General features: G+C 65.5%; 21 protein-coding genes. 6 read left to right on the top strand and 15 right to left on the bottom strand.

The features are described 5' to 3' along the window. The first annotated feature begins 139 nt into the window (after nucleotides 1-139). From K8U54_RS07705 to K8U54_RS07695, 3 genes are all read left to right on the top strand, one after another. Complete coding sequence (locus K8U54_RS07705) at nucleotides 140-1,441, top strand: MFS transporter (RefSeq protein ID WP_249909583.1); 1,302 nt, start codon at nucleotides 140-142, stop codon at nucleotides 1,439-1,441. Further along, nucleotides 1,438-2,712: a metal-dependent hydrolase family protein gene (locus K8U54_RS07700; RefSeq protein ID WP_249909582.1), complete on the top strand. Its 1,275-nt coding sequence runs from the start codon at nucleotides 1,438-1,440 to the stop codon at nucleotides 2,710-2,712. The genes K8U54_RS07705 and K8U54_RS07700 overlap by 4 nt, the downstream gene beginning before the upstream one ends. 279 nt (nucleotides 2,713-2,991) lie before the next feature. After that, nucleotides 2,992-3,192: a hypothetical protein gene (locus K8U54_RS07695; RefSeq protein ID WP_249909581.1), complete on the top strand. Its 201-nt coding sequence runs from the start codon at nucleotides 2,992-2,994 to the stop codon at nucleotides 3,190-3,192. Nucleotides 3,193-3,254: 62 nt separating this feature from the next. On the opposite strand, the gene K8U54_RS07690 is transcribed toward K8U54_RS07695, so the two are convergent. The 4 genes from K8U54_RS07690 to K8U54_RS07675 all read right to left on the bottom strand — a co-directional run bounded on the left by K8U54_RS07690 (nucleotide 3,255) and on the right by K8U54_RS07675 (nucleotide 6,934). After that, nucleotides 3,255-4,520 (bottom strand): Hsp70 family protein, encoded by a 1,266-nt coding sequence (locus K8U54_RS07690; protein ID WP_249909580.1) that lies wholly within the window; start codon nucleotides 4,518-4,520, stop codon nucleotides 3,255-3,257. Nucleotides 4,521-4,587: 67 nt separating this feature from the next. Next, the gene (locus tag K8U54_RS07685; RefSeq protein ID WP_249909579.1) at nucleotides 4,588-5,541 is read right to left on the bottom strand and encodes a lysylphosphatidylglycerol synthase transmembrane domain-containing protein; all 954 of its coding nucleotides are present in this window, start codon (nucleotides 5,539-5,541) and stop codon (nucleotides 4,588-4,590) included. Between the two features lie 211 nt (nucleotides 5,542-5,752). Next, on the bottom strand, nucleotides 5,753-6,193 hold the full coding sequence (locus K8U54_RS07680) for a YqaA family protein (protein ID WP_249909578.1): 441 nt from the start codon (nucleotides 6,191-6,193) through the stop codon (nucleotides 5,753-5,755). A 12-nt stretch (nucleotides 6,194-6,205) separates the two neighbouring features. Further along, nucleotides 6,206-6,934: a VC0807 family protein gene (locus K8U54_RS07675; RefSeq protein ID WP_249910415.1), complete on the bottom strand. Its 729-nt coding sequence runs from the start codon at nucleotides 6,932-6,934 to the stop codon at nucleotides 6,206-6,208. Between the two features lie 268 nt (nucleotides 6,935-7,202). On the opposite strand from K8U54_RS07675, the gene K8U54_RS07670 reads away from it, so the two are divergent. The 3 genes from K8U54_RS07670 to K8U54_RS07660 all read left to right on the top strand — a co-directional run bounded on the left by K8U54_RS07670 (nucleotide 7,203) and on the right by K8U54_RS07660 (nucleotide 9,534). Beyond that, the gene (locus K8U54_RS07670) at nucleotides 7,203-7,958 is read left to right on the top strand and encodes a substrate-binding periplasmic protein (protein ID WP_249909577.1); all 756 of its coding nucleotides are present in this window, start codon (nucleotides 7,203-7,205) and stop codon (nucleotides 7,956-7,958) included. Between the two features lie 186 nt (nucleotides 7,959-8,144). Beyond that, the gene (locus K8U54_RS07665) at nucleotides 8,145-9,008 is read left to right on the top strand and encodes an isocitrate lyase/PEP mutase family protein (RefSeq protein WP_249910414.1); all 864 of its coding nucleotides are present in this window, start codon (nucleotides 8,145-8,147) and stop codon (nucleotides 9,006-9,008) included. A 259-nt stretch (nucleotides 9,009-9,267) separates the two neighbouring features. Beyond that, entirely contained in the window at nucleotides 9,268-9,534 is a 267-nt protein-coding gene (locus K8U54_RS07660; RefSeq protein WP_249909576.1) for a DksA/TraR family C4-type zinc finger protein, read from the top strand. Here the strand turns inward: K8U54_RS07660 and K8U54_RS07655 are convergent. The 11 genes from K8U54_RS07655 to atzF all read right to left on the bottom strand — a co-directional run bounded on the left by K8U54_RS07655 (nucleotide 9,531) and on the right by atzF (nucleotide 23,661). Further along, nucleotides 9,531-10,058, bottom strand: coding sequence for a GNAT family N-acetyltransferase (locus K8U54_RS07655; RefSeq protein ID WP_249909575.1), 528 nt, complete (start codon nucleotides 10,056-10,058; stop codon nucleotides 9,531-9,533). The genes K8U54_RS07660 and K8U54_RS07655 overlap by 4 nt on opposite strands. After that, the gene (locus K8U54_RS07650) at nucleotides 10,055-10,573 is read right to left on the bottom strand and encodes a GNAT family N-acetyltransferase (RefSeq protein WP_249909574.1); all 519 of its coding nucleotides are present in this window, start codon (nucleotides 10,571-10,573) and stop codon (nucleotides 10,055-10,057) included. The genes K8U54_RS07655 and K8U54_RS07650 overlap by 4 nt, the downstream gene beginning before the upstream one ends. Nucleotides 10,574-10,620: 47 nt before the next feature. Further along, complete coding sequence (locus tag K8U54_RS07645; protein WP_249909573.1) at nucleotides 10,621-11,382, bottom strand: SDR family NAD(P)-dependent oxidoreductase; 762 nt, start codon at nucleotides 11,380-11,382, stop codon at nucleotides 10,621-10,623. 210 nt (nucleotides 11,383-11,592) lie between these two features. Then, the gene (urtE, locus tag K8U54_RS07640; protein ID WP_249909572.1) at nucleotides 11,593-12,291 is read right to left on the bottom strand and encodes an urea ABC transporter ATP-binding subunit UrtE; all 699 of its coding nucleotides are present in this window, start codon (nucleotides 12,289-12,291) and stop codon (nucleotides 11,593-11,595) included. Nucleotides 12,292-12,382: 91 nt separating this feature from the next. After that, the gene (gene urtD / locus K8U54_RS07635) at nucleotides 12,383-13,222 is read right to left on the bottom strand and encodes an urea ABC transporter ATP-binding protein UrtD (RefSeq protein WP_249909571.1); all 840 of its coding nucleotides are present in this window, start codon (nucleotides 13,220-13,222) and stop codon (nucleotides 12,383-12,385) included. Beyond that, nucleotides 13,219-14,250 carry an urea ABC transporter permease subunit UrtC gene (gene urtC, locus K8U54_RS07630; RefSeq protein WP_249910413.1) on the bottom strand — a complete coding sequence of 344 codons (1,032 nt, stop codon included), beginning with the start codon at nucleotides 14,248-14,250 and terminating at the stop codon, nucleotides 13,219-13,221. Before urtC ends, urtD begins: the two co-directional genes overlap by 4 nt. Before the next feature lie 166 nt (nucleotides 14,251-14,416). Further along, nucleotides 14,417-15,988 carry an urea ABC transporter permease subunit UrtB gene (gene urtB / locus K8U54_RS07625; protein ID WP_249909570.1) on the bottom strand — a complete coding sequence of 524 codons (1,572 nt, stop codon included), beginning with the start codon at nucleotides 15,986-15,988 and terminating at the stop codon, nucleotides 14,417-14,419. Nucleotides 15,989-16,073: 85 nt separating this feature from the next. Then, nucleotides 16,074-17,339, bottom strand: coding sequence for an urea ABC transporter substrate-binding protein (urtA, locus tag K8U54_RS07620; RefSeq protein ID WP_249909569.1), 1,266 nt, complete (start codon nucleotides 17,337-17,339; stop codon nucleotides 16,074-16,076). A 59-nt stretch (nucleotides 17,340-17,398) separates the two neighbouring features. Continuing rightward, a complete protein-coding gene (locus K8U54_RS07615) occupies nucleotides 17,399-18,121 on the bottom strand; it encodes a GntR family transcriptional regulator (protein ID WP_249909568.1) in 723 nt (240 codons plus the stop codon). A gap of 1 nt (nucleotide 18,122) precedes the next feature. Then, nucleotides 18,123-21,749 carry an urea carboxylase gene (gene uca, locus K8U54_RS07610; protein ID WP_249909567.1) on the bottom strand — a complete coding sequence of 1,209 codons (3,627 nt, stop codon included), beginning with the start codon at nucleotides 21,747-21,749 and terminating at the stop codon, nucleotides 18,123-18,125. Nucleotides 21,750-21,855: 106 nt separating this feature from the next. Continuing rightward, on the bottom strand, nucleotides 21,856-23,661 hold the full coding sequence (atzF, locus tag K8U54_RS07605; protein WP_249909566.1) for an allophanate hydrolase: 1,806 nt from the start codon (nucleotides 23,659-23,661) through the stop codon (nucleotides 21,856-21,858). Nucleotides 23,662-23,985: the final 324 nt, after the last annotated feature.

Below are 23,985 nucleotides of genomic sequence, written 5' to 3'. Positions count from 1 at the left end.
CGTTTTCCCACTAGGTTCGCCTGGCTCTATTCTCTTGTGCCAGAGGGCAGAAGATCCTCGTTCCTGTTTCAAATTCTGAAAACTGCCATCCGTAGCAGGAAAGGTTTTTTCCTGCGCGTCACGCATGCAGGAGCCAACAATGAGCCTATCAACCACCCTGGGCCGAAAGCCGCCCGTCCGCAATCTGCAAGCCAACAAGGCCGTCGTCGCCACCGTTATCGGCAACGGCCTCGAATGGTTCGACTTTACCGTCTACAGCTTCTTTTCCGTGGTCATCGCCAAGGTCTTCTTTCCCAGCGAGAATGAGCTCACGTCCTATCTGCTGGCGCTCGCCACCTTCGGTGTCGGCTTCTTCATGCGCCCGGTGGGCGGTATCGTATTGGGCGTCTACGGTGATCGGCACGGGCGCAAAGCGGCCTTGTCGTTAACCATTCTACTCATGGCGCTAGGCACGCTGATCATCGCCCTGACGCCCGGCTATGCGCAGATCGGCCTGGCAGCACCGGCGTTGATCGTCATCGCCAGGCTGCTGCAGGGCTTCTCTGCCGGCGGTGAGATGGGCAGCGCCACGGCCTTCCTCACCGAGCATGCGCCTGTCGGGCGCAAGGCCTACTACTCGAGCTGGATTCAGGCCAGCATCGGTCTTGCCGTGGCCATTGGCGCCGGTTTCGGGGCTACCCTCTCGGCGCTGCTGACACCCGAACAGCTGGAGAGCTGGGGCTGGCGCATTCCGTTTCTGCTTGGTTCCTTGATAGGGCCGATCGGCTTCTACATTCGTAGCCGCATAGACGAGACGCCAGTCTACGAACAGGCCGAGCGTGCTCACTCGCCGCTGTCAGAGGTCGTGAGCATTTATCCTCGGCAGACGCTAATCAGCTTCTCAATGGTGGTACTTTGGACGGTCTGCACCTACGCCGTGCTTTTCTACATTCCGTCCTATGCGACGCGTGTGCTGCAGTTGTCCAGCACGGTGGGATTCACGGCTGGCATCGTGGGCGGGCTGATCTTGCTGGTGGCGACCCCGCTGGTGGGGCTAATGGCTGACAGGCATGGAAAGCGGCCCTGGTTGCTCGGCTCGGCGATCGCCATCTTCATCGCCGCGCTGCCCCTGTTTACCCTGATCAACCTGTGGCCGGGGCTGTTGTCGCTGCTGCTCTTCGAAGTGCTGATGGGGCTGCTCATCGCCGGCTATCTGGGTGGGCTGCTGGCTGCATTCGGCGAACTGCTGCCGACTCGAGTGCTGTCCACCGGGCTGTCCGTGGCCTACAACTTAGCGGTGACGATCTTCGGCGGTTTCGCCACCTTCACCGTGACCTGGTTGATCGCTGCCACTGGCAGCAACCTGGCGCCGGCCTTCTACATCATGTTCGCCGCCGCCGTCAGCGCCTTCGGCGCCTCGCTGTTTCACGACGCGCCCCGTCAAACTGGAGACCGACAGTGACTGAAAGCAAGCGAATCCACCTGCGTAACGGCAAGATTCTCGATCTTGGGCGAGGCCGATTGATCAGTGGCCAGGAGGTCGTCATCGAGGGCGAGCGCATCGTCCAGGTGCGGCCGCAGGCGGTAGGCAATGTGCCCGAGGCCGCCAGCCAAGGGATGACCGTGCTTGACCTGGCGGGGCGTACGCTGATGCCGGGCTTGATCGACTGTCACGTGCATGTGCTGGCCTCGAGCGCCAACCTCGGCTTCAATGCCCTGCAGCCCAACGCCATCATCATGTACCGTGCGCTGCCGATTCTCGCCGCAATGCTCGAGCGGGGCTTCACCACGGTGCGTGACGCCGGCGGCGCGGACTGGGCGCTGGCCCGCTCCATCGCCATGGGCCTGGTGCCGGGGCCAAGGATCTTCGCCTCGGGCAAGGCGCTGTCGCAGACCGGTGGCCACGGCGACATGCGTGCCCGCGGCGACCTGTTGCTGGATGAACCCTGTACCTGCTGTTTCCGTGCAGGGGCTATTGCCCGGGTGGTCGACGGTGTCGACAACGTGCGCAAAGCGGTGCGCGAGGAGCTGCAGCAGGGCGCCAATCAGATCAAGATCATGGCCTCCGGAGGGGTATCCTCGCCGACCGATCCGATCACCAATACGCAATACAGCGAAGCGGAGATTCGTGCGATCGTCGATGAAGCCCACGCCGCCAACACCTACGTCATGGCCCATGCCTACACGGCACGGGCCATTCGCCGTGCGGTCGAGTGCGGCGTACGCACCATCGAGCACGGCAATCTAGTCGACCTCGATACGGCTCGTTTGATGAAGGCGCACGAGGTCTTCGCGGTGCCGACCCAGGTGACCTACGAAATGCTTGCCCTGCATGGAAAACGCTACGGCCTGCCGGCGGACTCGGTGGCCAAGGTTGAGGATGTACGGGTTGCCGGCCGGCGCGCGTTGGAATATTTCGCCGAGGCGGGTGTACCGATGGGCTATGGCTCTGACCTGCTGGGGGAGATGCACGAGCATCAGGGTGAGGAACTGCGTATTCGTGCCGAGGTCTTGGGAAATCTGGAGGCGCTGCGCAGTGCCACGGTGGTCGCCGCCCGTATCCTCGAGCGCGAGGGCGAGCTGGGTTGTGTCAGTGAGGGGGCTCTGGCGGACCTGTTGGTCGTCGACGGCGACCCGCTCTCGTCCATCGATTGCTTGGTGGGTCAGGGGGAGCGGCTCGATGCGATCTTGCAGGGCGGGCGCATCGTCAAGAATCGACTGCCGGCGTGGTGAGTGGCGGTTGTAAGGAGCGCGTATCAAACCGGCCAGATGCCACCTGGCAGCTGAGCCTAATGCAGAGCGGGTGAGCAAGCCCTGGTTCAGGGCGCCAGCAAGTAAGCCTGTAGTGCGGTGTCGAGTGACCAGGGCATCCACCGGCTGCCTCGCTCCGCGCTAAAGCGGCACGTCAGATAGCGATTGCTCGGTGCATGGCGCACGATCGAGAAAAATCGTACGGTTTCTGCAAATACGTCAGCACCGCCTTGCCGACGCCCTGCGAGCGGTGCTGGGCAGGTGTTCGTTGGTCTCCAGGCTGACGCTACTGTCGAAGCGGATGCCATTGGCGAAATCCTCCGCGTTGGCGCCGCGCTAATGCAGGTGGCCCCGGCGGGAGTTCGTCTCGGGATCGATATCCACGCCGATGATTTGTTTGTCCGATTACCGTTCGGCCAGCAACTTGCCGCCTTAGCCACAGGCTATGGCGACAACAGCTGATCCTGCAGTGAGCGGCTGGCGGACGGGTAACGCTGCAGGTGCCGGTACGTTGCTGACCTGTGTCAGCCGTAACGTTTTTTTGCCTCGATGGCCAGGCCGCTGCCGATGCTGCCGAAGGTATTGCCTTCCACGTGCCGGGCGTTGGGCAGCAGCGCCGCCACGCTCTGGCGCAGGGCCGGTACGCCGCTGGAGCCGCCGGTGAAGAACACCGTGTCGACCTGCTCCAGGCCCACGCCTGCGTCGCCGAGCAGGGTGGTCACGCTGCCGCGGATGCGTTCGAGCAGCGCCGCGATGCTGTCCTCGAACAGCCCGCGGGTCAGCTCGGCGTTCAGGCCCGCCTCGATACGCTGCAGGTCGATGGGGTGTTGCAGCTGCTCGGTCAGGGCGATCTTGCTGTCTTCGATCTGCATCGCCAGCCAGTGGCCGGCGCGCTGCTCGATCAGCTTGAACAGGCGGTCGATGCCGGTCGGGTCGACGATGTCGTAGCGCATGTTCTGCAGCGCCCGCTGCGAGGCGGCCGAATAGACCACGTTGATGGTGTGCCAGGTCGCCAGGTTGAGGTGGAAGCTGGTGGGCATCAGCGCATCGCTCTTCATCCGGCTGCCATAGCCGAACAGCGGCATCACGCCGGCCAGCGAAAGCTGCTTGTCGAAGTCGGTACCGCCGATATGCACGCCGCCGGTGGCCAGGATGTCGCCCTGGCGTTCGGCGAGCTGGCGGCGCTGCGGTGCCAGGCGCACCAGGGAAAAGTCCGAGGTACCACCGCCGATATCGACGATCAGCACCAGTTCCTCGCGCTCGATGGTGGATTCGTAGTCGAAGGCCGCGGCAATCGGTTCGTACTGGAAGGACACGTCCTTGAAACCGAGCTTCTGCGCCACGGCGACCAGGGTATTCTCGGCTTCCTGGTCGGCCTGCGGGTCGTCATCCACGAAGAACACCGGGCGCCCCAGCACCACGGCCTCGAACGGGCGTTCGGCCACCGCTTCGGCGCGTTTCTTCAGCTCGCCGATAAAGAAGCCGAGCAGATCCTTGAACGGCAGGGCGCTACCCATCACCGCGGTCTCGCTCTTCAGCAGCTTGGAGCCGAGCAGGCTCTTGAGCGAGCGCATCAGGCGGCCTTCGTAGCCTTCCAGGTATTCGTGCAGGGCCAGGCGGCCATAGACCGGACGGCGCTCCTCGAGGTTGAAGAACACCACGGAGGGCAGGGTGATCTTGCCGTCTTCCAGCGGAATCAGCGTGTCGCCGCCCGGGCGTAGCCAGCCGACGGTGGAGTTGGAGGTGCCGAAGTCGATACCGCAGGCGCGGGCAGGGGTGGAAAGTGGCATGTCGCACGGCTCCTGAAAAAACGGCCGCGCATTCTAGGCCAAATGATCGGGCAGTGCTGCCGCTTCGTCAGGGCAGTGGCGGATTTTGCACTTCGCCGCGGCGTTCGCGCCATTGGCCCCACTCGAAGCCCAGCACGACGATCAGCGACAGGGCGAACGGCAGCAGCAGGTAGAAGCCGCGGAACACGATCAGCGCTGCCAGCAAGTCCGAAGCGGGGATCTCCGGCAGCGCGGCCAGGAAGCTGACTTCCAGCACGCCCAGGCCGCCGGGCGCGTGGGACAGCAGGGCCAGGGAGAAGGACGCCAGGAATACGCCGAGCACCACCATGTAGCCGGGGTTGTAGGCCTCGGGCAGGGCGAAATAGATGATCGCCGCGGCGCAGGCCAGCTCCAGTGGGCCGGCCAGTAGCTGGCGACCGACGATGCGCAGACGCGGGTATTCGACATGCAGCTTGCCGAATTTCCAGGGTTTGAACTGCAGCCAGGAGCCCAGCACGTAGAGGCCGACCAGCAGCAACAGGAGGCCGCCGACGGCTACCGAAACCAGCGGGGTGACGTCCAGCACGCGGTGGATCAGGTCCGGCTGCAGCACCAGCACGCAGCCGCTGGCCAGCAGGGTGCCAAGGGCAAAGGTGAAGGAGCAGAAGACGATCAGGATGCCGATTTCATGGGGCGTCAGGCCCTTGGTGCGGTAGGCGCGGTAACGCACCACGGCACCGGAGAACACCGAGGCGCCGATGTTGTGGGCCAGGGCGTAGGTGGTGAAGGAGCACAGGGTGATGAACCGCCAGGAAATCTTCTTGCCCAGGTGGGCGATGGCGATGCGGTCGTACCAGGCGAGTGCCGAATAGGCGCCCAGGGTGGCAATGGCAGCGAGCATCCAGTTCAGGTGCGGGATGGCCTTGAGGCTGCCGGCGATCTCGTCGAGGGAAATGTTGCGCACTTCGCGGTAGAGCAGGAAGCAGGACGCGACCACGGCGCACAACCCGATCAGCGTCCAGATCAGGTCACTGCGTTTCATCGTGGGCTTGGTACCTTGCAACGGCGATCCCCTGTTTCACGTCTTGGCGAGCAGTCGATTGTGCATTCGATGAGCAGTCGCACCCATCGTTCAGACCCTTTCCCTGGGGTATGACCCGGTGGGTTGTGGGTGTACAGGGTGCGCAGTATCCCGGAGGCGGGCCGGTTGCTCAACTGGCACCGGTTCGCAGGCCGTTACCGCGTGTGTCTTTTTACGGGCTCAAACCCAGCGTGGCCGCGGCCAGCACGGCATAACGCAGGGTTTTCGCCAGGGTGACGATCAGCGCGAAGCGCCACAAGGGCTCACGCATGATGCCGGCGACCAGGGTCAGTGGATCGCCGATCACCGGCAGCCAGCTCAGCAGCAGCGACCAGCGTCCATAGCGCCCGTACCAGCGCTGCGCCTGCCGCAGACGCCGATCGCTGACCGGAAACCAGCGCCGGTCGCGAAACCGCTCCAGGTAACGGCCCAGCCACCAGTTGACCAGCGAGCCCAGCACGTTGCCCAGGCTGGCGACCAGGACCAGCGTCCACACCGGCTGCGCGCCGCCGAGCAGCAGCGCCACCAGAAGCGCCTCGGACTGCAGTGGCAGCAGCGTCGCCGCACCGAATGCGGCAGCGAACAGCCCCAGGTAGGCGTAGAGGTCCGGCAATGCGATGGGCTGTCAGGACTTCTTGTCGGCTTCGGCGTTGGCCATGATCTCTTCCAGCTTGAGGCCGGTGAGGTCATGGATGGTGCGCCACAGGTAGTAGAAGATGGCCATCAGCATGATCATCGACGGAATGGCGATCATCGGGTAGCTGAGCAGGGTCATGCGGCCCAGCTCGTCGTTGAAGGCCTCGCTGCCGGCCGGACTGGTGACGATCCACTTGGCCAGCACGTAGTTCATCACCGAGGAAAAGAAGAAGGTACCGCTGAGCAGGTAGGTGGCGCGCAGCAGGCGTGCTTCGAAGCGCCGGGTGTGGCCGCCCTGTTCCAGGCGATCATGGATCTTGTCGACGTTGAGCACGGTCTTGTTGAACAGCAGCGTGCGGATCAGCGGGTAGCGGGTGCGCGTCGACACCAGCACGGCGATGCCGATCAAGCCGGGAATCGCCGCTTCCTTGATGGCCAGCCACTGGTTGTCCAGGTGCAGCAGGCCGATGCCGCCGGTGAGGATCACGCTGACCAGGCCGAGCAGGGCGACGAAGTTGAATTTACGGTACTTGACCAGCTCGAACGCGCCCCAGCCCAGCGGGAATGCCAGGGCCAGCACCAGCGCGCCATCCGGGCCCAGGCGGGCTTCGCCGCTGAGCTTCATGAGGATCAGCGACGGGATCACGATGCTGATCAGCAGGTCGATGAACGGGCGGGGTTTGTGCGGTGCGGCGGGCGTCTGCGTGGTGTCGGTCATGTCGATGTGCGTCGAGGGGCGAGCGCCGATGATCGCCTGCCTGAGGCGCTGGCGCCAGCCCGATTGTCGCTGCAATCACCACAAAGTCCTTCGTGCTCGGGGTGGTAGTTGGCCGAGCGGTAGTGCTCCGGCGCCGCTGCTTGCTGAAATTGGCCTGTCACTGGGGTAAAATTGCCGGCTTTAGGTGCAACGTGAGCGTCGACGACCCGCCGGCGTCGATCCGTTGCCCGGCCGCCGTTTTTGTTCACGTGTTGATGGGGATGGCCAGATGGGCCCGCTGCGTTGCTATGGTGTGCTGTTTGTCGCGTTGCTGCTGTGCGCACGCGTGAACGCCGAGCTGCGCATCCTCACCGAGCCGGGCCCGCCAACCGCCTTCATGCAGGACGGCGAACTACGCGGTTTTGGCGTCGATGTGGTACGCGAGTTGATTGCGCGAACCGGCAGCCAGGCGCAGATCGAGATGATGCCCTGGACCCGCGCCTATACCCTGGCGCAGCGCGGGCCGGACGTGGCCCTGTTCGCCATGGTGCGGACACCCGAGCGTGAACAGCGCTTTCAGTGGGTCGGGCCGATCCTGCATGGCAAGGTGCGCTTCTATTCGCTGAAATCCAGCGGTATGCAGGTCGACAGCCTCGATGATGTCGCAGCCAGCGGCCCCCTGGCGGTGCCCAAGCAGTGGTACAGCTACGAGGCGTTGCAGGCCAAGGGGCTGGCGAACCTGTACGGCGTGCCGACGCCGCAGACCATGGTCACGCTGTTCGCCCATGGGCGCGGCAACCTGATCCTGCTCGAGGACATCCTGCTGCGCGACATGCTCGCCCCGGCAGGGCTGGAACCGGCGGATGTGCAGCCGCAGATGGTGTTCATGGAGTCGTCGTATTACATCGCGTTTTCCCGCGAGACCGACCCGGCCATCGTGGCGGCCTGGCAGGAGGCGCTGGCGGAAATGCGCCGGGACGGCAGTTTTTCGGCGATTTTCCGCCAGTGGCTGCCCGATGTAGAGCCACCCACCGCCCTGCGCTGAGTTGGCGGGAAATTTGCTGCGAAGCGGGGATCAGCCGAGGGCCAAGGCATCCGCGCGGCAGCCAGCGCAGTTGCCGGCACCTGGCCCATCGCTCGCGGCACGCCACAAGAATTCGCTTCAGACGGCTGGGGACAAGGCCGTCGAGCCACCGATTCATCCGACGTTTGGACAATGCCTATGACCAACATGCAACGTGCTTCCCACCATGAATTGCGGCGCGCCTTCCGCACCCTGCTGGCTTCGGGAGCCTGCTATCACACCGCCTCGGTCTTCGATCCGATGTCCGCGCGTATCGCCGGCGATCTCGGTTTCGAAGTCGGCATTCTCGGTGGTTCGGTGGCCTCCCTCCAGGTACTCGCCGCGCCGGATTTCGCCTTGATCACCCTGAGCGAGTTCGTCGAGCAGGCTACCCGCATCCACCGCGTTTCCCGCCTGCCGGTGATCGCCGATGCCGACCACGGCTATGGCAACGCCCTGAACGTGATGCGCACCGTGGTCGAACTGGAACGCGCCGGCATCTCCGCGCTGACCATCGAAGACACCCTGCTGCCGGCCCAATTCAACCGCAAGTCGACAGACCTGATCAGCATCGCCGAAGGCGTCGGCAAGGTGCGTGCCGCCCTGGAGGCGCGGGTCGACCCGGACCTGGCGATCATCGCCCGTACCAATGCCGGCGTGCTCAGCGTCGAGGAAGTCATCAAACGCACCATGGCCTATCAGAAGGCCGGCGCCGATGCCATCTGCATGGTCGGTGTCGAGGACTTCGAGCACCTGGAGAAGATCGCCGAGCACCTCAGCGTGCCGCTGATGCTGGTGACCTACGGCAACCCCAAGCTGCGCGACAACGAACGCCTCGCCAAACTGGGCGTACGCATCGTGGTCAACGGCCATGCTGCCTACTTCGCCGCCATCAAGGCCACCTACGACTGCCTGCGCGAGCAGCGCAACGCCGTGGCCAGTGACCTGAGCGCCTCGGAGCTGGCGCACAAGTACACCCAGCCCGAGGACTACGTGGCCTGGGCCGACGAGTTCATGAACGTCAAGGAATAACCCCGCTTCACCTGCCACGCCGGACAGCGGCCGCGCAATGCGAGCCGATTCGTCCGCCGTCGGCTGCCCCTTGCCAAGCCCCGCCTCACGCTCTTATCTTCGAGTCAGCCTCACCATCAGGTCGTTGAAAAACTGCTGCGTTGAACAGGCTCGGATACGAGTCCAAGCAATAGGTCCCATGTAACGCGCGAATCAGGCGTTTCGTCTGTTTTCGCGGCATTGCAGGGGAGTTCAACAGCCCGCTCATTGGGAGAACGCTATGGCCACCGGTTGGGCGCAAGACGGCGCCGTGCAGGAACAGATCGACAGCACCATCGAAGACGCCGTGCAGCGCGCGCGCAGTCAGCTGCCCAAGGGCGAGAGCCTGACCCATTGCGAAGAGTGCGATGCACCGATTCCCGAGGCGCGACGCCAGGCCGTTCCAGGCGTGCGGCTGTGCGTGAACTGCCAGGCCCAGGCCGACAGGGAGCAGGCCAAGGCCGGTGGCTTCAACCGCCGTGGCAGCAAGGACAGCCAGCTGCGTTAGGGGCGTGACAGGGTCTTGTAGTAGATGGCGTTGGCCCGGTACTGGCCGTCCGGCCCGCAGGCGTAATCGGGCAGGCCGCCGATGCTGGTGTAGCCCAGGGCGCGATAGAGGTGTTCGGCCTCGCTGCCGGCCTCGGTGTCCAGATAAAGCAATCCTCGCTTCAGGTGCCCGGCATGGGCCTCGAGCCGCTGCATCAGCAGCCGGGCGATACCGCGGCGCCGCGCGCTGCTCAGCACCAGCAGCTTCTGCACCTCGCCGCGATTCAGGCCATTGGGCTTCAGGCACAGGCTGAGCTGCACCGAGCCCAGTACCCTGTCATCTTCTTCGGCGACCCAGATCGCCAGCGCGCCGCTGGCCAGGGCGCTTTTCACCTCGTTGAAGTATCCATTCGCCTGCTGGCTGTCGATATCCGCCAGGAAGCCCACGGACGCGCCGTTGGCCACGGCGTCGATCAGCAGGGTGATCAAGCCCTGGCGGCAGGCTTCGAAATCAGTGGTGTCGAGCTGGCGGATCCGCAGGCTCATGGCGTGCTCCGCTGTGGCGTGAGGATCAGCTGCATAAAGGTCAGGTCCAGCCAGCGCCCGAACTTGCAGCCGACCTGGGGCATCTGTCCGGTGATGGTGAAGCCCAGGCGCTCGTGCAGGCGCACCGAGGCGGCGTTGCCGCTTTCGATGGCAGCGACCATCACATGCTTGCCAACCTCCTGCGCCCGTTCGACCAACGCCTGCATCAGCAGCGGGCCGAGGCCCTGGCCGCGGGTGTCGTGGCGTACGTACACCGAATGCTCGACGGTGTTGCAAAAGCCCTCGAAGGGCCGCCAGTCACCGAAAGAGGCGTAGCCGAGCACCTGCTGCGCCTCGTCGACCGCCACCAGAATCGGATAGCCCTGGGTCGCCCGCGCCTCGAACCAGGCCTGGCGGTTGGCCAGGTCCACGGGGCGCTCGTTCCAGATGGCCGTGGTGTTGAGCACGGCGTCGTTGTAGATGGCGAGGAGGGCAGGGAGGTCCTCGCTGATGGCGTCGCGGATAACGGCAGGCATGATGCTTCTCTTGGCGGATGGGGCCGGCAGGTCGGCCCCGGAGCGGATCACTTGTCGCGGTCGACCGCGAACGGGCCCCAGGCCTGACGGCTGGGCATGATTTCCAGGCGGTTGATGTTGATATGGGCAGGCAGGGTGGCGACGTAGAAGATCTGCTCGGCGATATCTTCCGCGCTCAGCGGCGTGGTGGTGCTGTACAGCGCGTCCGAGGCCGCCTGGTTGCCCTTGGTGCGCACCAGGGTGAACTCGGTTTCCGCCATGCCCGGGGCGATGTCGGTGACCCGTACACCGGTGGACACCAGGTCGCAGCGCAGGTTGAAGCTGAACTGTTTGACGAACGCCTTGCTGGCGCCGTACACGTGGCCGCCCGGGTATGGCCATTCGCCGGCTACCGAACCGATGTTGATGATGCTGGCGCCCTTGCCGGTTTCCAGCAGCTTGGGCAGCACGGCGTGGGTGACGTTGACCAGGCCGGTGATGTTGGTGTCGATCATGGTGTGCCAGTCTTGCAGCGCCACCTTCTGCGCTGCTTCCGGCGCCAGGGCCAGGCCGGCGTTGTTGATCAGCGCGTGGATCTTGTCGAAGGGCGCGGCGAGGGAATCGACCAGGGCCTGCACGGCAGTGGCATCACGCACGTCGAGGGTGGCGATATGCACCGGCACCTTGCCTTGCAGCTCGGCCTGGAGTTCCTCCAGACGCTCCTGGCGGCGGCCCGAAAGCACCAGCGCCCAGCCGGCCTCGGCGAAGCGGCGAGCGGTGGCGCGGCCAAAGCCGGAAGTGGCGCCGGTGATGAAAACTACCTGGGTCATGTTCTGCCTCTTGTCTGTCGTCAGTGAACACCGCCCGGCCAGTGGCCTGGGCGATTCGTGCTGATCGACTGCCGGAGTGGGCTCGTCGACACGGATCGTCGCCACCCTGGCGCCTGCGGGTTGGCCGGCAGGTGAAAGCGGGGTGGACGGGCGGCAAGAATAACCGGCTTGGGCAGCTGCCGCGTAGGTACAGTGGCGGTCTTTTACCGGTCAGATCGCCACCAACCCGCGCACACCATCGGCTTCCATGGTTTCTCCGCGGCCCTGCTGGACGATTTCGCCGCGGCTCATCACCAGGTACTGATCGGCCAGCTCGGCGGCGAAGTCGTAGAACTGCTCGACCAGCAGGATGGCCATGTCGCCGCGGGCGGCGAGCTTTCTGATCACCGCGCCGATTTCCTTGATCACCGAGGGCTGGATGCCTTCGGTGGGCTCGTCGAGGATCAGCAGGCGGGGCTGGCTGGCCAGGGCGCGGCCGATTGCCAGCTGTTGCTGCTGGCCGCCGGACAGGTCGCCGCCACGGCGCTGTTTCATTTCCAGCAGCACCGGGAACAGCTCGTAGATGAAGGCCGGCACTTCCTTGGCCTGGCTGCCGGGAAACCGCGACAGGCCCATCAGCAGATTTTCCTCGACCGTCAGGCGGCCGAAGATTTCCCGGCCCTGGGGCACATAGGCGATGCCGGCGTGCACCCGCTGGTGCGGCTTGCAGCCGGTGATGGCCTTGCCTTCCCACTGCACGCTGCCTTGCCTGGCCGGTAGCAGGCCCATCAGGCACTTGAGCAGGGTAGTCTTGCCGACGCCGTTGCGGCCGAGCAGGCAGGTGACTTCGCCGACCTTCACGTCGAACGACAGGCCGCGCAGGATATGGCTGCCGCCGTAGTACTGGTGAAGCTGTTGGACTTGCAGCATGGTGTACCTCTCGTGCCCGCGCTCTGCGTGGGCACCATCGATTTTGAGAGCGGGGCTAATCGGATCGCCGCCCGGCCCCTCCCACGAATTCCTAGCGGCCTAGATAAACCTCGATCACTCGCTCGTTGGCCTGCACGGCGTCGAGCGAGCCTTCGGCCAGTACGCGACCCTGGTGCAGCACGGTGACGTGGTCGGCGATGCTGCCAACGAAGCCCATGTCATGCTCGACCACCATCAGCGAGTGCTTGCGCGCCAGGGACTTGAACAGCTCGGCGGTGAATTCGGTTTCCGCGTCGGTCATGCCCGCCACCGGCTCATCGAGCAGCAGCAACTGCGGGTCCTGCATAAGCAGCATGCCGATCTCCAGGAACTGCTTCTGGCCGTGGGACAAGAGACCGGCCGGGCGCTGCCGCGAGGCATCGAGGCGAATGGTGGCCAGCACCTCGTCGATACGGTCGCGCTGCTCGCCGCTGAGTGTGGCGCGCAGGCTGGCCCATACCGATTTGTCGGTCTTCTGCGCCAGTTCGAGGTTCTCGAACACGCTCAGGGCCTCGAACACCGTCGGCTTCTGGAACTTGCGGCCGATGCCGGCCTGGGCGATCTCGACCTCGCTCATCTGGGTCAGGTCGAAGGTTTCGCCAAAGAAGGCGACGCCGCTGTTGGGCCGGGTCTTGCCGGTGATCACGTCCATCAGGGTGGTCTTGCCGGCACCGTTGGGGCCGATGATGCAGCGCAGCTCGCCGACGCCGATGTACAGGGTCAGGTCGGTCAGCGCCTTGAAGCCGTCGAAGGCGACGTTGATATCTTCCAGGGTCAGGATGGTGCCGTGGCGCGTGTTCAGGCCACTGCCCGCACTCTGGCCCAGGCCGATGGCATCGCGGCTGCTGCCTGCCGGATCAATGAGCATTTCGGGAATCGGTGCGCTTCTCATGACTTGTCCCCTCGTTTGAGCAGGCCGATGACGCCCTTGGGCAGGAACAGGGTGACCACGATGAACAGCGCGCCGAGGGCGAACAGCCAGTACTCGGGAAAGACCACGGTAAACCAGCTCTTCATGCCATTGACCAGGCCGGCGCCGAGCAGCGGGCCGATCAGCGTGCCGCGCCCGCCGAGGGCCACCCACACGGCGGCTTCGATGGATTGCGTCGGGGCCATTTCGCTGGGGTTGATGATGCCCACCTGGGGCACGTACAGCGCACCGGCCAGGCCGCACAGCACGGCGGACAGCACCCAGATGAACAGCTTGTAGCCGCGTGGATCGTAGCCGCAGAACATCAGGCGGTTCTCGGCGTCGCGCAGGGCGGTGAGCACCCGGCCGAACTTGCTGCGCGCCAGGCGCCAGCCCAGGTACAGGCTGCCGACCAGCAGCAGCACGGTGAGCGAGAACAGTGTGGCGCGGGTGTTCGCCGCGGTGATCTCGAAGCCGAGGATGCTGCGGAAGTTGGTGAAGCCGTTGTTGCCGCCGAAACCGGTCTCGTTGCGAAAGAACAGCAGCATGCCGGCGAAGGTCAGCGCCTGGGTCATGATCGAGAAATACACGCCCTTGATCCGCGAGCGGAAGGCGAAGAAACCGAATACCAGCGCCAGCAGGCCAGGCGCCAGCACCACCAGGCACAGGGCCCAGAGGAAATTGTCGGTGCCGTACCAGTACCAGGGCAGCTCGCTCCAGGCCAGGAAGCCCATGAACGCCGGCAGGCCGTCGCCCGCGGCCTCGCGCATCAGGTACATGCCCATGGCATAGCCGCCGAGGGCGAAGAACAGGCCGTGGCCGAGGGACAGCAGGCCGGCATAACCCCAGACCAGATCGAGGGCCAGGGCGACGATGCAGTAGCAGAGGATCTTGCCGACCAGGGTCAGGCTGTAGGCCGACACGTGCAGCGCGTGGTCGGCGGGCAGCAGGTGCAGCACGGGCATGGCGAGCAGCACGGCGAGTACCAGCAGGCCGACGGCCATGGACATCTGCGGGCCGAGCTTGTGGCTGGCGCGGGCCAATAGCGTTTGGTTGGCGGCGTTCATTGCACGATCCCCCATGAACCAATCTGTGGGAGCGCGCCATGCGCGCGAAGGAGGGTGGGGAGGCAGTCGCTGGCATGGCCAGCTCCCACGGTGCAGAAGATCATGGTGTTCAATCGATCACCCTCCCTTTCAAGGCGAACAGACCCTGCGGACGTTTCTGGATGAACAGAATGATCAGCGCGAGGATGAGGATCTTGCCGAGCACGGCGCCGATCTGCGGTTCGAGGATCTTGTTGGCGATGCCTAAGCCGAAGGCTGCCATGACGCTACCGGCCAACTGGCCGACGCCGCCGAGTACCACCACCAGGAAGGAATCGATGATGTAGCTCTGGCCGAGGTCCGGGCCGACGTTGCCGATCTGGCTCAGCGCCACGCCGCCGAGACCGGCGATGCCCGAGCCGAGCCCGAAGGCCAGCATGTCCACGCGGCCGGTGGGCACGCCGCAGCAGGCGGCCATATTGCGGTTCTGCGTCACCGCTCTGACGTTCAAGCCCAGGCGCGTCTTGTTGAGCAGCAGCCAGGTCAGCACCACCACCGCCAGGGCGAAGCCGATGATCACGATGCGGTTGTACGGCAGCACCAGGTTGGGCAGCACCTGGATGCCCCCGGACAGCCAGTAGGGGTTGGCCACCTCGACGTTCTGCGCGCCGAACAGCACGCGCACCAGCTGGATCAGGATCAGGCTGATGCCCCAGGTGGCCAGCAGGGTTTCCAGCGGGCGGCCGTAGAGGTGGCGAATCACCGTGCGCTCCAGGGCCATGCCGATCACCGCGGTCACGCAGAAGGCCACCGGCAGGGCCACCAGCGGGTACAGCGCCAGGGCCTCGGGAGCGAAGCGCTGGAAGAGGATCTGCACCATGTAGGTGGAATAGGCGCCGAGCATCAGCATCTCGCCGTGGGCCATGTTGATCACCCCCAGCAGGCCGAAGGTGATGGCCAGGCCGAGGGCGGCGAGCAGCAGGATCGAGCCCAGGCTCATGCCGCTGAATGCCTGGCCGAGCAGCTCGCCGATCAGCAGCTTGCGCTTGACCTGGGCGAGGCTGGTCTCCGCGGCGGTACGCACCCCGGCGTCGCTCTCCACGCCGGGTTCCAGCAGGTTTTCCAGGCGGGTGCGGGCCAGCGGCTCGCCGGTTTCGCCGAGCAGGCGCACGGCCGCCAGGCGCACCGCCGGGTTGGCGTCGACCAGTTGCAGGTTGGCCAGGGCAAGGGTCAGGGCGTCGCGTACGGCGTCGTCGTCTTCCCTGGCCTGCGCCTGGGCAAGCAGCGGCAGTTGCGCCGGCTGAGCGCTCTTCTGCAATTGCCGGGCGGCGCTCAGGCGCACCGCTGCATCCTCGGCGAGCAGCCCATGGCTGGCCTGGGCGTTGGCGATCAGCCCACGCAGGCGATTGTTCAGGCGCAGTTTGCGCGGCGTGCCTTGCGGCTCGGCATCGCCTTCGGCGGCGCGGTAGCCGGCGTCGGTTTCGACGAAGGCGCGCTTGTCGCCGTCGGCGGCCACACGGCCCTGCTGCAGAGCATCGAGCAGCGGCTGGCGTTTCAGGTCGGGCATGGCGGCCCAGCTTTCCAGCAGCTTGGCTTGCTGCGTGGCGCTGGCGGCGACGAAATCGTCGGCTTCGCCGGCCTGGGCGGCAAACGGCAGCAGGAGCAGCAGGCTCAGGAGAATTCGGGCAAAGGCATAAGGCATGGGCGTGTCCTTGGTATCCCGTCGCTGACGGGAGCGGCGGAGCCGAAGGACGACTTGTCCTCCGGCGCCTGCGCGGCGGCTCGGATCAGTTCGACTTCACCGGGGTATCGCCCTTCTTGTCGTTGCCTTCGATGTACGGGCTCCACGGCTGGGCGCGGATCGGCCCTTCGGTTTCCCAGACCACCGAGAACTGACCGTCGTCCTGGACCTCGCCGATCATCACCGGCTTGTGCAAGTGATGATTCTTCTCGTCCATCTTCAGGGTGAAGCCGCTCGGTGCGGCGAACTCCTGGCCGGCCATGGCGGCGCGCACCTTGTCGACGTCGGTGGTGCCGGCTTTCTCGACGGCCTGGGCCCACATGTGGATGCCCACGTACGTGGCTTCCATCGGGTCGTTGGTCACCACGGTGTCGGCGTTCGGCAGCTTCTTGGCCTTGGCGTAGGCCTTCCAGTCGGCGACGAATTTCTCGTTGACCGGGTTCTCCACGGACTGGAAGTAGTTCCAGGCCGCCAGGTGGCCGACCAGCGGCTTGGTGTCGATACCGCGCAGCTCTTCCTCGCCGACCGAGAAGGCCACCACCGGTACGTCGGTGGCTTCGATGCCCTGGTTGGCCAACTCCTTGTAGAACGGCACGTTGGAGTCGCCGTTGACGGTGGACACCACCGCGGTCTTGCCGCCGGCGGAGAACTTCTTGATGTTGGCAACGATGGTCTGGTAGTCGCTATGACCGAACGGCGTGTAGACCTCTTCGATGTCCTTGTCCTGCACGCCCTTGCTGTGCAGGAAGGCGCGCAGGATCTTGTTGGTGGTGCGCGGGTAGACGTAGTCGGTGCCGAGCAGGAAGAAGCGCTTGGCGCCGCCACCGTCTTCGCTGAGCAGGTATTCCACCGCCGGAATCGCCTGCTGGTTCGGCGCGGCACCGGTGTAGAACACGTTCGGCGACATCTCTTCGCCTTCGTACTGCACGGGGTAGAACAGCAGGCCGTTGAGTTCCTCGTAGACCGGCAGTACCGATTTACGCGACACGCTGGTCCAGCAGCCGAAGGTCACCGCGACCTTGTCCTGGGTCAGCAGCTGGCGTCCGCGCTCGGCGAACAGCGGCCAGTTCGACGCCGGGTCGACCACCACCGGCTCTAGCTTCTTGCCGAGCACACCGCCCTTGGCGTTGATCTCGTCGATGGTCATCAGCGCCATGTCTTTCAGCGAGGTTTCCGAAATGGCCATGGTGCCGGACAGCGAGTGCAGGATTCCGACCTTGATGGTCTCGGCGGCCTGTACGGTCCAGCTCAGGCCCATGGCGGCGATGGATGCGGAAAGGGTGAAGGCCTTGATCAGGCTGCGACGTTGCATGGTTCGATCTCCATTCACTAACGAGTTATGTGTTGTTGGCAGTTGGTCAAGGACATCGCTCAGCCCTGCGCCTGCACGGCCCGCTGGCGGGCGCTGTGCAGCATGTGGAGGGTGATCTTGCGCACTTCCGCCTTGCTGACCTCGATGTGGGTCTTCAGCAACAGCTGTGCCTCTTCGCAGCGGCGCGACAGGATCGCGCCGAGAATCCGTGCATGTTCGTCGTAGGTGGCTTCCACCCGCGGCGTCTGGGTGAAATCCAGGCGGCGGATGATGCGGATCTTTTCGCTGACCTCGCCGTGCAGGCGGGCCATCTCGCGGTTGCCGGTGGCCTCCACCAACTGGCAGTGGAAGCGCTCGTCGAGCCGTGACACTTCGCGGCCGTCTTCCAGACGCTGTTCGGGCGCCACCATCCAGATGCCTTTCAGCTCATCCAGCAGGGCGGGCGGTTGTTCCGCCTCGCGGTCGCACAGGCGCTTGACCGCCGCCTGTTCGAGGACGATGCGCACGTCGTAAAGCTCCTCGAAATGGGCGAAGTCGAACGGCTTGACCTGCCAGCCGCTGCGGAAATACACCTCCAGGTAACCCTCGCGCTCCAGCCGATACAGCGCCTGGCGCACCGGCGTACGGCTGGCTGCCATGCGCTCGGCGACTTCGCCTTCGCTGAAGCGGTCACCGGGCAGCAGGCGAAACTCGAAGATGTCGTCCTTGAGCTGCCCGTAGATGCGCTCGGCGAGGTTCTCCGGGCGCTCCCGGCCGCGCTTGATCGGGTCGACCAGTTGCATCTCAGGCCGCCTCGCCCGGTTCGAGCACCAGCAGCGCGTCGCCCGGGTTGACCGCCTTGCCCGGCTGGCAGCGCACGGCCTTGACCAGGCCGGCCAGGGGGGCGGTGACTGCCAGCTCCATCTTCATCGCCTCGACCACCAGCAGCGTGGCGCCGGCCTCGACGTACTGGCCCGGCTCGACCAGCACCTTCCAGACGCTGCCGCACATGTCGGCGCTGACCAGGTGGCCGTCGATGGCTTCGTCGTCGTCCAGGCCCGCCGCTGGCGCGGTATGGCTGTCGGCATCGTCGTCGCGCCACAGCTGCACTTCGGCGTCGAAGGCCTGCTTCTGCTGGCGCTGGAAGGCGTCGATGCTTGCCGCGTTGTCGGCCAGAAAGCCCCGGTACTCGGCGAAATCGAAGGTGCTCTGCTCGATTGTTATCTGCGCCCGGCCTTCACGGAACGCCTCGCGGAACTCATCCAGTTCGGCTTCGCTGACCGGGTAGAAACGCACCTGGTCGAAGAAGTGCAGCAGCCACGGCTGGCCGCCCTCGAACTGGGCGTTCTTCACGAACTTGTTCCAGATCGGCAGGGTGCGGCCTACCAGCTGATAGCCGCCGGGCGAATCCATGCCGTAGATGCACATGTACATGCCGCCGATGCCCACGGTGCCTTCGGCGGTGTAGGTGCGCGCCGGGTTGTACTTGGAGCTGAGCAGGCGGTGGCGCGGGTCGAGGGGCACGGCGCAGGGCGCGTCGAGGTAGACGTCACCGAGGCCGAGAATCAGGTAGCTGGCGTCGAACAGGATGTCGCGTACGTCCTCGCGGCTGGCCAGGCCATTGGCGCGCTGGATGAAGTCGACGTTGTTCGGCAGCCACGGCGCCTGGCTGCGCACGGTTTCGCTGTAACGGGTGACGGCGGCCAGGGTGGCGCTGTCCTCGAAGGCCATCGGCAGGTGGACGATACGGGTCGGCACCTTGAGGTCTGCCACGTCGCCCAGATCGGCTTCCAGGCGCAGCAGATGATCGAGCAGCGCCTGTTGATGCAGCACGCGGCTGTCGTAACGCAGCTGCAGGGAGCGCACGCCGGGCGCCAGTTCTTCCAGGCCGGCGAGCGGCTGGGCCTTGAGCGCTTCCATCAGCAGGTGCACGCGCAGGCGCAGGGCCAGGTCGAGCACGTTATCGCCGTATTCGAGCAGGATGTAGGCATCGCCCGCCTGGCGATAGACCGCGCGCGGGCGGCTGCCATCGGCCGGCAGCTCGGCGAGGATGGTGGCCGATACCGTTTCGCCCGGCTGCAGACTCGGCGCCGGTAACTGCACGGCGCTGACCGCGCTGAGACTCTGCAGGCTGGCCAGCTGCGCCTGTTCCAGCGCCTGGGCCTGCTCGAAGCTGATCGGGTGAAAACGCAAGGTATCGCCCGGCTTGACCTGGCCGACCTTCCACAGCTCGGCCTTGGCGATGGTCACCGGGCAGACGAAACCGCCGAGGCTCGGGCCGTCCTTGGTGAGAATCACCGGGAAGTCGCCGGTGAAGTTGATGGCGCCGATGGCGTATTCACAGTCATGCACGTTGGACGGATGCAGCCCGGCCTCGCCGCCGTCGGCGCGGGTCCAGCTCGGCTTCGGCCCGGAAAGGCGCACGCCCAGGCGGTTGGAGTTGTAGTGCACCTGCCAGTCGGCGGCGAAGAACTGCTCGATGGCTTCAGGCGTGAAGAAGTCCGGCGCACCGTGGGGGCCGTAGAGCACGCCAATGTTCCAGGTGGTGCCGTAGGCGGGAATCAGGCTGGCATCCAGCGCCTGCGGCTCGCTGACCGGCGCCGGCGTGGTGCAGGCCGGCAGATCCTGGGAGATGGCCAGCATGTCGGCGGTGCGCAGGGTGCGCCCGGCATGGCCACCGAACTGGCCGAGGGCGAAGGTCGAGCGGCTGCCCAGGTACACCGGCACATCGAAGCCGCCGCGCACCGCCAGGTAGGTGCGGCAGCCACTTTGCGCGCGGCCGAGCTTGAGCACCTGACCGGCCTTGATGGCGATTGGCGCCCAGTAGGGCACGGCTTCGCCGTCCAGTTCGGCCGGGCAGTCGGCGCCGGCGAGGGCGATCAGCGCGTCGCTGTGAAAACGCAGGCTCGGGCCTTGCAAGGTGAATTCCAGGCCAGCGGCACTCTCGTGGTTGCCGACGATGCGGTTGGCCAGGCGGAAGGCGTAATCGTCCATCGGCCCGGACGGCGGCACGCCGATGTCCCAGTAGCCGAGGCGGCCGGGGAAATCCTGCACGCTGCTGTAGGTGCCGGGCTCCAGCACTTCGACCATCCGGGCTGTGTAGCTGAAGGTATCGAGCAGGCGCGTCCAGATCTGCGCACTGTGGAAGCGCGGTTCGGCCACCACCTGGCGCAGGTAATCGAGGTTGCTGGCGATGCCATGCAGGCGGGTTTCGCCCAGGGCTTTCTGCAACTTGGCGATAGCCTCGTCGCGGCTCGGCGCATGGACGATCAGCTTGGCGATCATCGGGTCATAGAAGGCCGACACTTCGCTGCCGGTGCTTACCCAGCCGTCGACGCGTACGTCATCCGGAAAGTACACGTCGGTCAGCACACCCGGGCTGGGCTGGAAGTTCTTCAGCGGGTCTTCGGCATAGATGCGCACTTCGATGGCGGCGCCGTGCGGGGCGCGGTTCAGGGCGGCCCAGTCCAGCTCGTCGCCCGCCGCCACGCGCAGCATGCATTCGATCAGGTCGAGGCCGGTGACCATCTCGGTCACCGGGTGCTCGACCTGCAGGCGGGTGTTCACTTCGAGAAAGTAGAAGTCGTCGCGGGCGGCGTCGTAGATGAACTCCACGGTGCCGGCGCTGCGGTAATTCACCGACTCGCCGAGTTGCACGGCGGCAGCATGCAGGCGCTCACGGGTGGCCTGGGGCAGGTTTGGCGCCGGGGTTTCCTCGACCACCTTCTGGTTGCGCCGCTGCAGCGAGCAGTCGCGCTCGCCGAGGGCGGCCACGCGGCCGTTGCCGTCACCGAAGATCTGCACTTCGACGTGCCGCGCCTGATCGACGAAGCGCTCGATGAATACGCCGGCATCGCTGAAGAACTGCTCGCCCATGCGCTTGACGCTGTCATAGGCGCTGGCCAGGGCCACGGCATCGGCGCAGCGGGTCAGGCCGATACCGCCGCCGCCGGCGGTGGTCTTGAGCATGATCGGGTAGCCGATGGTCTCCGCTGCGGCCAGGGCTTCGTCCAGGCTGTGCAGCAGCGCGGTGCCGGGCGCCATCGGCACCTGGGCCTCGGCGGCCAGCTCACGGGCGCGGTGCTTGAGACCGAATTCGCGGATCTGCGCAGGCGTCGGGCCGACGAAGGCGATGCCGGCGTTCTCGCAGGCCTCGGCGAACTCGGCGCTTTCCGACAGGAAGCCATAACCGGGATAGATCGCCTGGGCACCGGTTTCCTTCGCAGCGGCGAGAATCTTGTCGATGCGCAGGTAGCTGTCGGTAGCCTTGTCGCCGCCCAGGGCCACGGCCACGTCGGCATCACGCACATGCTGGGCGTTGCGGTCGGCGTCGGAATACACCGCCACGCTCTTCACGCCCAGGCGCTTGAGGGTGCGGATGGCGCGGACGGCGATCTCGCCACGGTTGGCGATCAGTACGGTATGGAACATGTTCGATCCCTCTTCGTAGGGTGGATCACGCTTTATCGATCCACCATGCGGTTTCATGGGTGAGGGAAAGGCGTCTAGGATGCGCGCCAATCCACCCTACGGTTTTTCAGTTCTTGGCGGCTTGCTGGCTGGCGATAAAGGCGCGCCAACCGCCGAAGCTGGTGATGTCGCGGGCATCACCGAGCGCCCAGGGTTCGCAGATAAAGCCCTTCACGCTGCGCCCGTCGGCCAGGGTCAGGTTGCCGATGCCCAGCGGTGCGGGAATCTCGGCGACGAACTCGCCAAAGCGTGCCAGGGGGATGTCCCACAGCTCGACGATGATCGAGGTGCCGTCGGCGCTGCGCGCCAGGCCCGGTTTCGGCGGCACGGTGCCGGCCAGGGCGTAGAGGCGGTAGTGCGGCGAGGTCAGGGTCTGCTCGACCAGCACCGCGTCGCGGGTGGTCAGCTGGAAATTCAGCGGCATGCCGGTCAGGTGCGCACCGACCACCGCGACCCGCACGCTGCCGGCCGGCACCGCGGCGGCTGGCGTTTGGGTTGGCAGCGCGCGGCCGGTGGCACCCAGCGGCAGCTCCAGGCTGGCCTGCCAGCGCTTGCCGAAGGCCGCCAGGGCGCGGTCGTGCCAGGCCGGGGCGAGCAGGGTGATGCCGGCGGGCAGACCGTCATCGCGCAAACCGGCGGGCACCGCCAGGGCGGACAGGTCGGCGAGGTTGGTGAAGTTGGTGTAGGTGCCGAACTGGCTGTTGAACAGCACCGGCTCCTGCTGCATTTCGGCGCGGCTGCGGATGGTCGGCGAGGTGGGCACCACCAGGGCGTCGAAGCCGGCCAGCGCGTCGTTGATTGCGCGGCTCAGTTCGGCGCGCAGGTACTCGGCCTTGTAGGCATCGCAGGCGCTGTACTGGTGGCCGCTTTCGACGATGCCGCGCACCACCGGGTCGATATGCGCCGGGTCGACGCCTTCCACGGCAACGGTGCGCTCGGCGACCCAGGGGCCGTAATAGAGCTGCTCGGCCAGTTGGCGGAACGGGCTGAAGTCGATGGTCTTGAGCGTCACGCCCAGGCTTTTCAGCTGCTCCAGCGCCTGCTCGAAAACGGCCTGGGTCTGGGTATCGCCAAAGAATTCCAGGCTGTCCGGCACGGCGAAGATCGGTGCTGCCTGCATACCCACTGGTGCGCTGTTGGGGTTTTGCCGTGAGTAGGCGTCGGCAGCGTCGTAGCCACCAGCGATGCCCGCCACGGTTTCGGCATCGCCCACCGTCAGGGCGAAGATGGAGATGCAGTCCACGGTGCGGCACGCCGGCACCAGGCCGGTGTTCGGCAGCCAGCCCTTGGTCGGCTTGAGCCCGACGATATTGTTGAAGCCTGCCGGCACGCGGCCCGAGCCGGCGGTGTCGGTGCCCAGCGAGAAGGGCACCAGGCCGCGGGCGACCACGCTGGCCGAGCCGGAGCTGGAGCCGCCACTGACGTAATCGGCGTTGAAACTGTTGACCACCGCCCCATGGGGCGAGCGGGTACCGACCAGGCCGGTGGCGAACTGATCGAGGTTGGTCTTGCCGATCAGGATGGCGCCGGCGGCGCGCAGGCGGGCGACCACCGTGGCGTCGGCTTCGGCTGTATAGGCGAACTCGGGACAGGCGGCGGTGGTGGCCCAGCCGGCGGCGTCGATATTGTCCTTGATGGCGAAGGGCACGCCGTACAGCGGCAGCCTGCTCTGCTGGCCTTCGGCCTTGTCGAGCAGCGCCTGCAGGTGGCTCAGTTGGGCGTCGAGCTGCGCGGCGCTGGCCAGGCTGATCCAGGCATTGTCGGCAGTGCCGAGCTCGGCGAGCAGACCATGCAGCAAATCGGCAGGCTGCGCGGCGTCACGGTAAGCCTGTTGCCAGTCGGCGAGGGTAAAGGCGAAGGAGGCGTGGGACATGCGCTGAGATTCCATCTTGTATCCAAGTTGAAATCACTAGAGCAATTGCGGTGCCAGTTTTTATCTTATTGATTTTTATGGATTTTATTTTGGTTAAGGCATTTTTTGAGCTGTTCTTGCACCGTGTCGGCGCTGAGGTGAAGTGTTTTGGTGCGGGATGCGGGCAACTTGGTTGCGCTGGGCTGAAGCCCTCCCGAGTTGGCGCAGTTCTTTTGGACGCGTGCAGAACCTGTGGGAGCGGGCGGGGACGCCCAGTCCATGCCCGCGAAATCGAGAGGCAACCAGCGATAGCATTGGAATGCCCGCGATCGCTTCGCGGGCATG

The organism is Pseudomonas fulva, assembly GCF_023517795.1.
Lineage (GTDB): Bacteria > Pseudomonadota > Gammaproteobacteria > Pseudomonadales > Pseudomonadaceae > Aquipseudomonas > Aquipseudomonas fulva_D.
Note: the sequence above shows the minus strand (reverse complement) of the source record. Positions and strands in the feature narration are given on the sequence as shown.

Excerpts from the sequence above, each read along its gene's own strand:
- K8U54_RS07705 (WP_249909583.1), top strand. The coding sequence starts at position 140 with ATGAGCCTATCAACCACCCTGGGCCGAAAGCCGCCCGTCCGCAATCTG.
- K8U54_RS07690 (WP_249909580.1), bottom strand. The coding sequence starts at position 4,520 with ATGCCACTTTCCACCCCTGCCCGCGCCTGCGGTATCGACTTCGGCACC.
- K8U54_RS07685 (WP_249909579.1), bottom strand. The coding sequence starts at position 5,541 with ATGAAACGCAGTGACCTGATCTGGACGCTGATCGGGTTGTGCGCCGTG.
- K8U54_RS07675 (WP_249910415.1), bottom strand. The coding sequence starts at position 6,934 with ATGACCGACACCACGCAGACGCCCGCCGCACCGCACAAACCCCGCCCG.
- K8U54_RS07670 (WP_249909577.1), top strand. The coding sequence starts at position 7,203 with ATGGGCCCGCTGCGTTGCTATGGTGTGCTGTTTGTCGCGTTGCTGCTG.
- K8U54_RS07665 (WP_249910414.1), top strand. The coding sequence starts at position 8,145 with ATGCAACGTGCTTCCCACCATGAATTGCGGCGCGCCTTCCGCACCCTG.
- K8U54_RS07660 (WP_249909576.1), top strand. The coding sequence starts at position 9,268 with ATGGCCACCGGTTGGGCGCAAGACGGCGCCGTGCAGGAACAGATCGAC.
- K8U54_RS07655 (WP_249909575.1), bottom strand. The coding sequence starts at position 10,058 with ATGAGCCTGCGGATCCGCCAGCTCGACACCACTGATTTCGAAGCCTGC.
- K8U54_RS07650 (WP_249909574.1), bottom strand. The coding sequence starts at position 10,573 with ATGCCTGCCGTTATCCGCGACGCCATCAGCGAGGACCTCCCTGCCCTC.
- K8U54_RS07645 (WP_249909573.1), bottom strand. The coding sequence starts at position 11,382 with ATGACCCAGGTAGTTTTCATCACCGGCGCCACTTCCGGCTTTGGCCGC.
- urtE (WP_249909572.1), bottom strand. The coding sequence starts at position 12,291 with ATGCTGCAAGTCCAACAGCTTCACCAGTACTACGGCGGCAGCCATATC.
- urtD (WP_249909571.1), bottom strand. The coding sequence starts at position 13,222 with ATGAGAAGCGCACCGATTCCCGAAATGCTCATTGATCCGGCAGGCAGC.
- urtC (WP_249910413.1), bottom strand. The coding sequence starts at position 14,250 with ATGTCCATGGCCGTCGGCCTGCTGGTACTCGCCGTGCTGCTCGCCATG.
- urtB (WP_249909570.1), bottom strand. The coding sequence starts at position 15,988 with ATGCCTTATGCCTTTGCCCGAATTCTCCTGAGCCTGCTGCTCCTGCTG.
- urtA (WP_249909569.1), bottom strand. The coding sequence starts at position 17,339 with ATGCAACGTCGCAGCCTGATCAAGGCCTTCACCCTTTCCGCATCCATC.
- K8U54_RS07615 (WP_249909568.1), bottom strand. The coding sequence starts at position 18,121 with ATGCAACTGGTCGACCCGATCAAGCGCGGCCGGGAGCGCCCGGAGAAC.
- uca (WP_249909567.1), bottom strand. The coding sequence starts at position 21,749 with ATGTTCCATACCGTACTGATCGCCAACCGTGGCGAGATCGCCGTCCGC.
- atzF (WP_249909566.1), bottom strand. The coding sequence starts at position 23,661 with ATGTCCCACGCCTCCTTCGCCTTTACCCTCGCCGACTGGCAACAGGCT.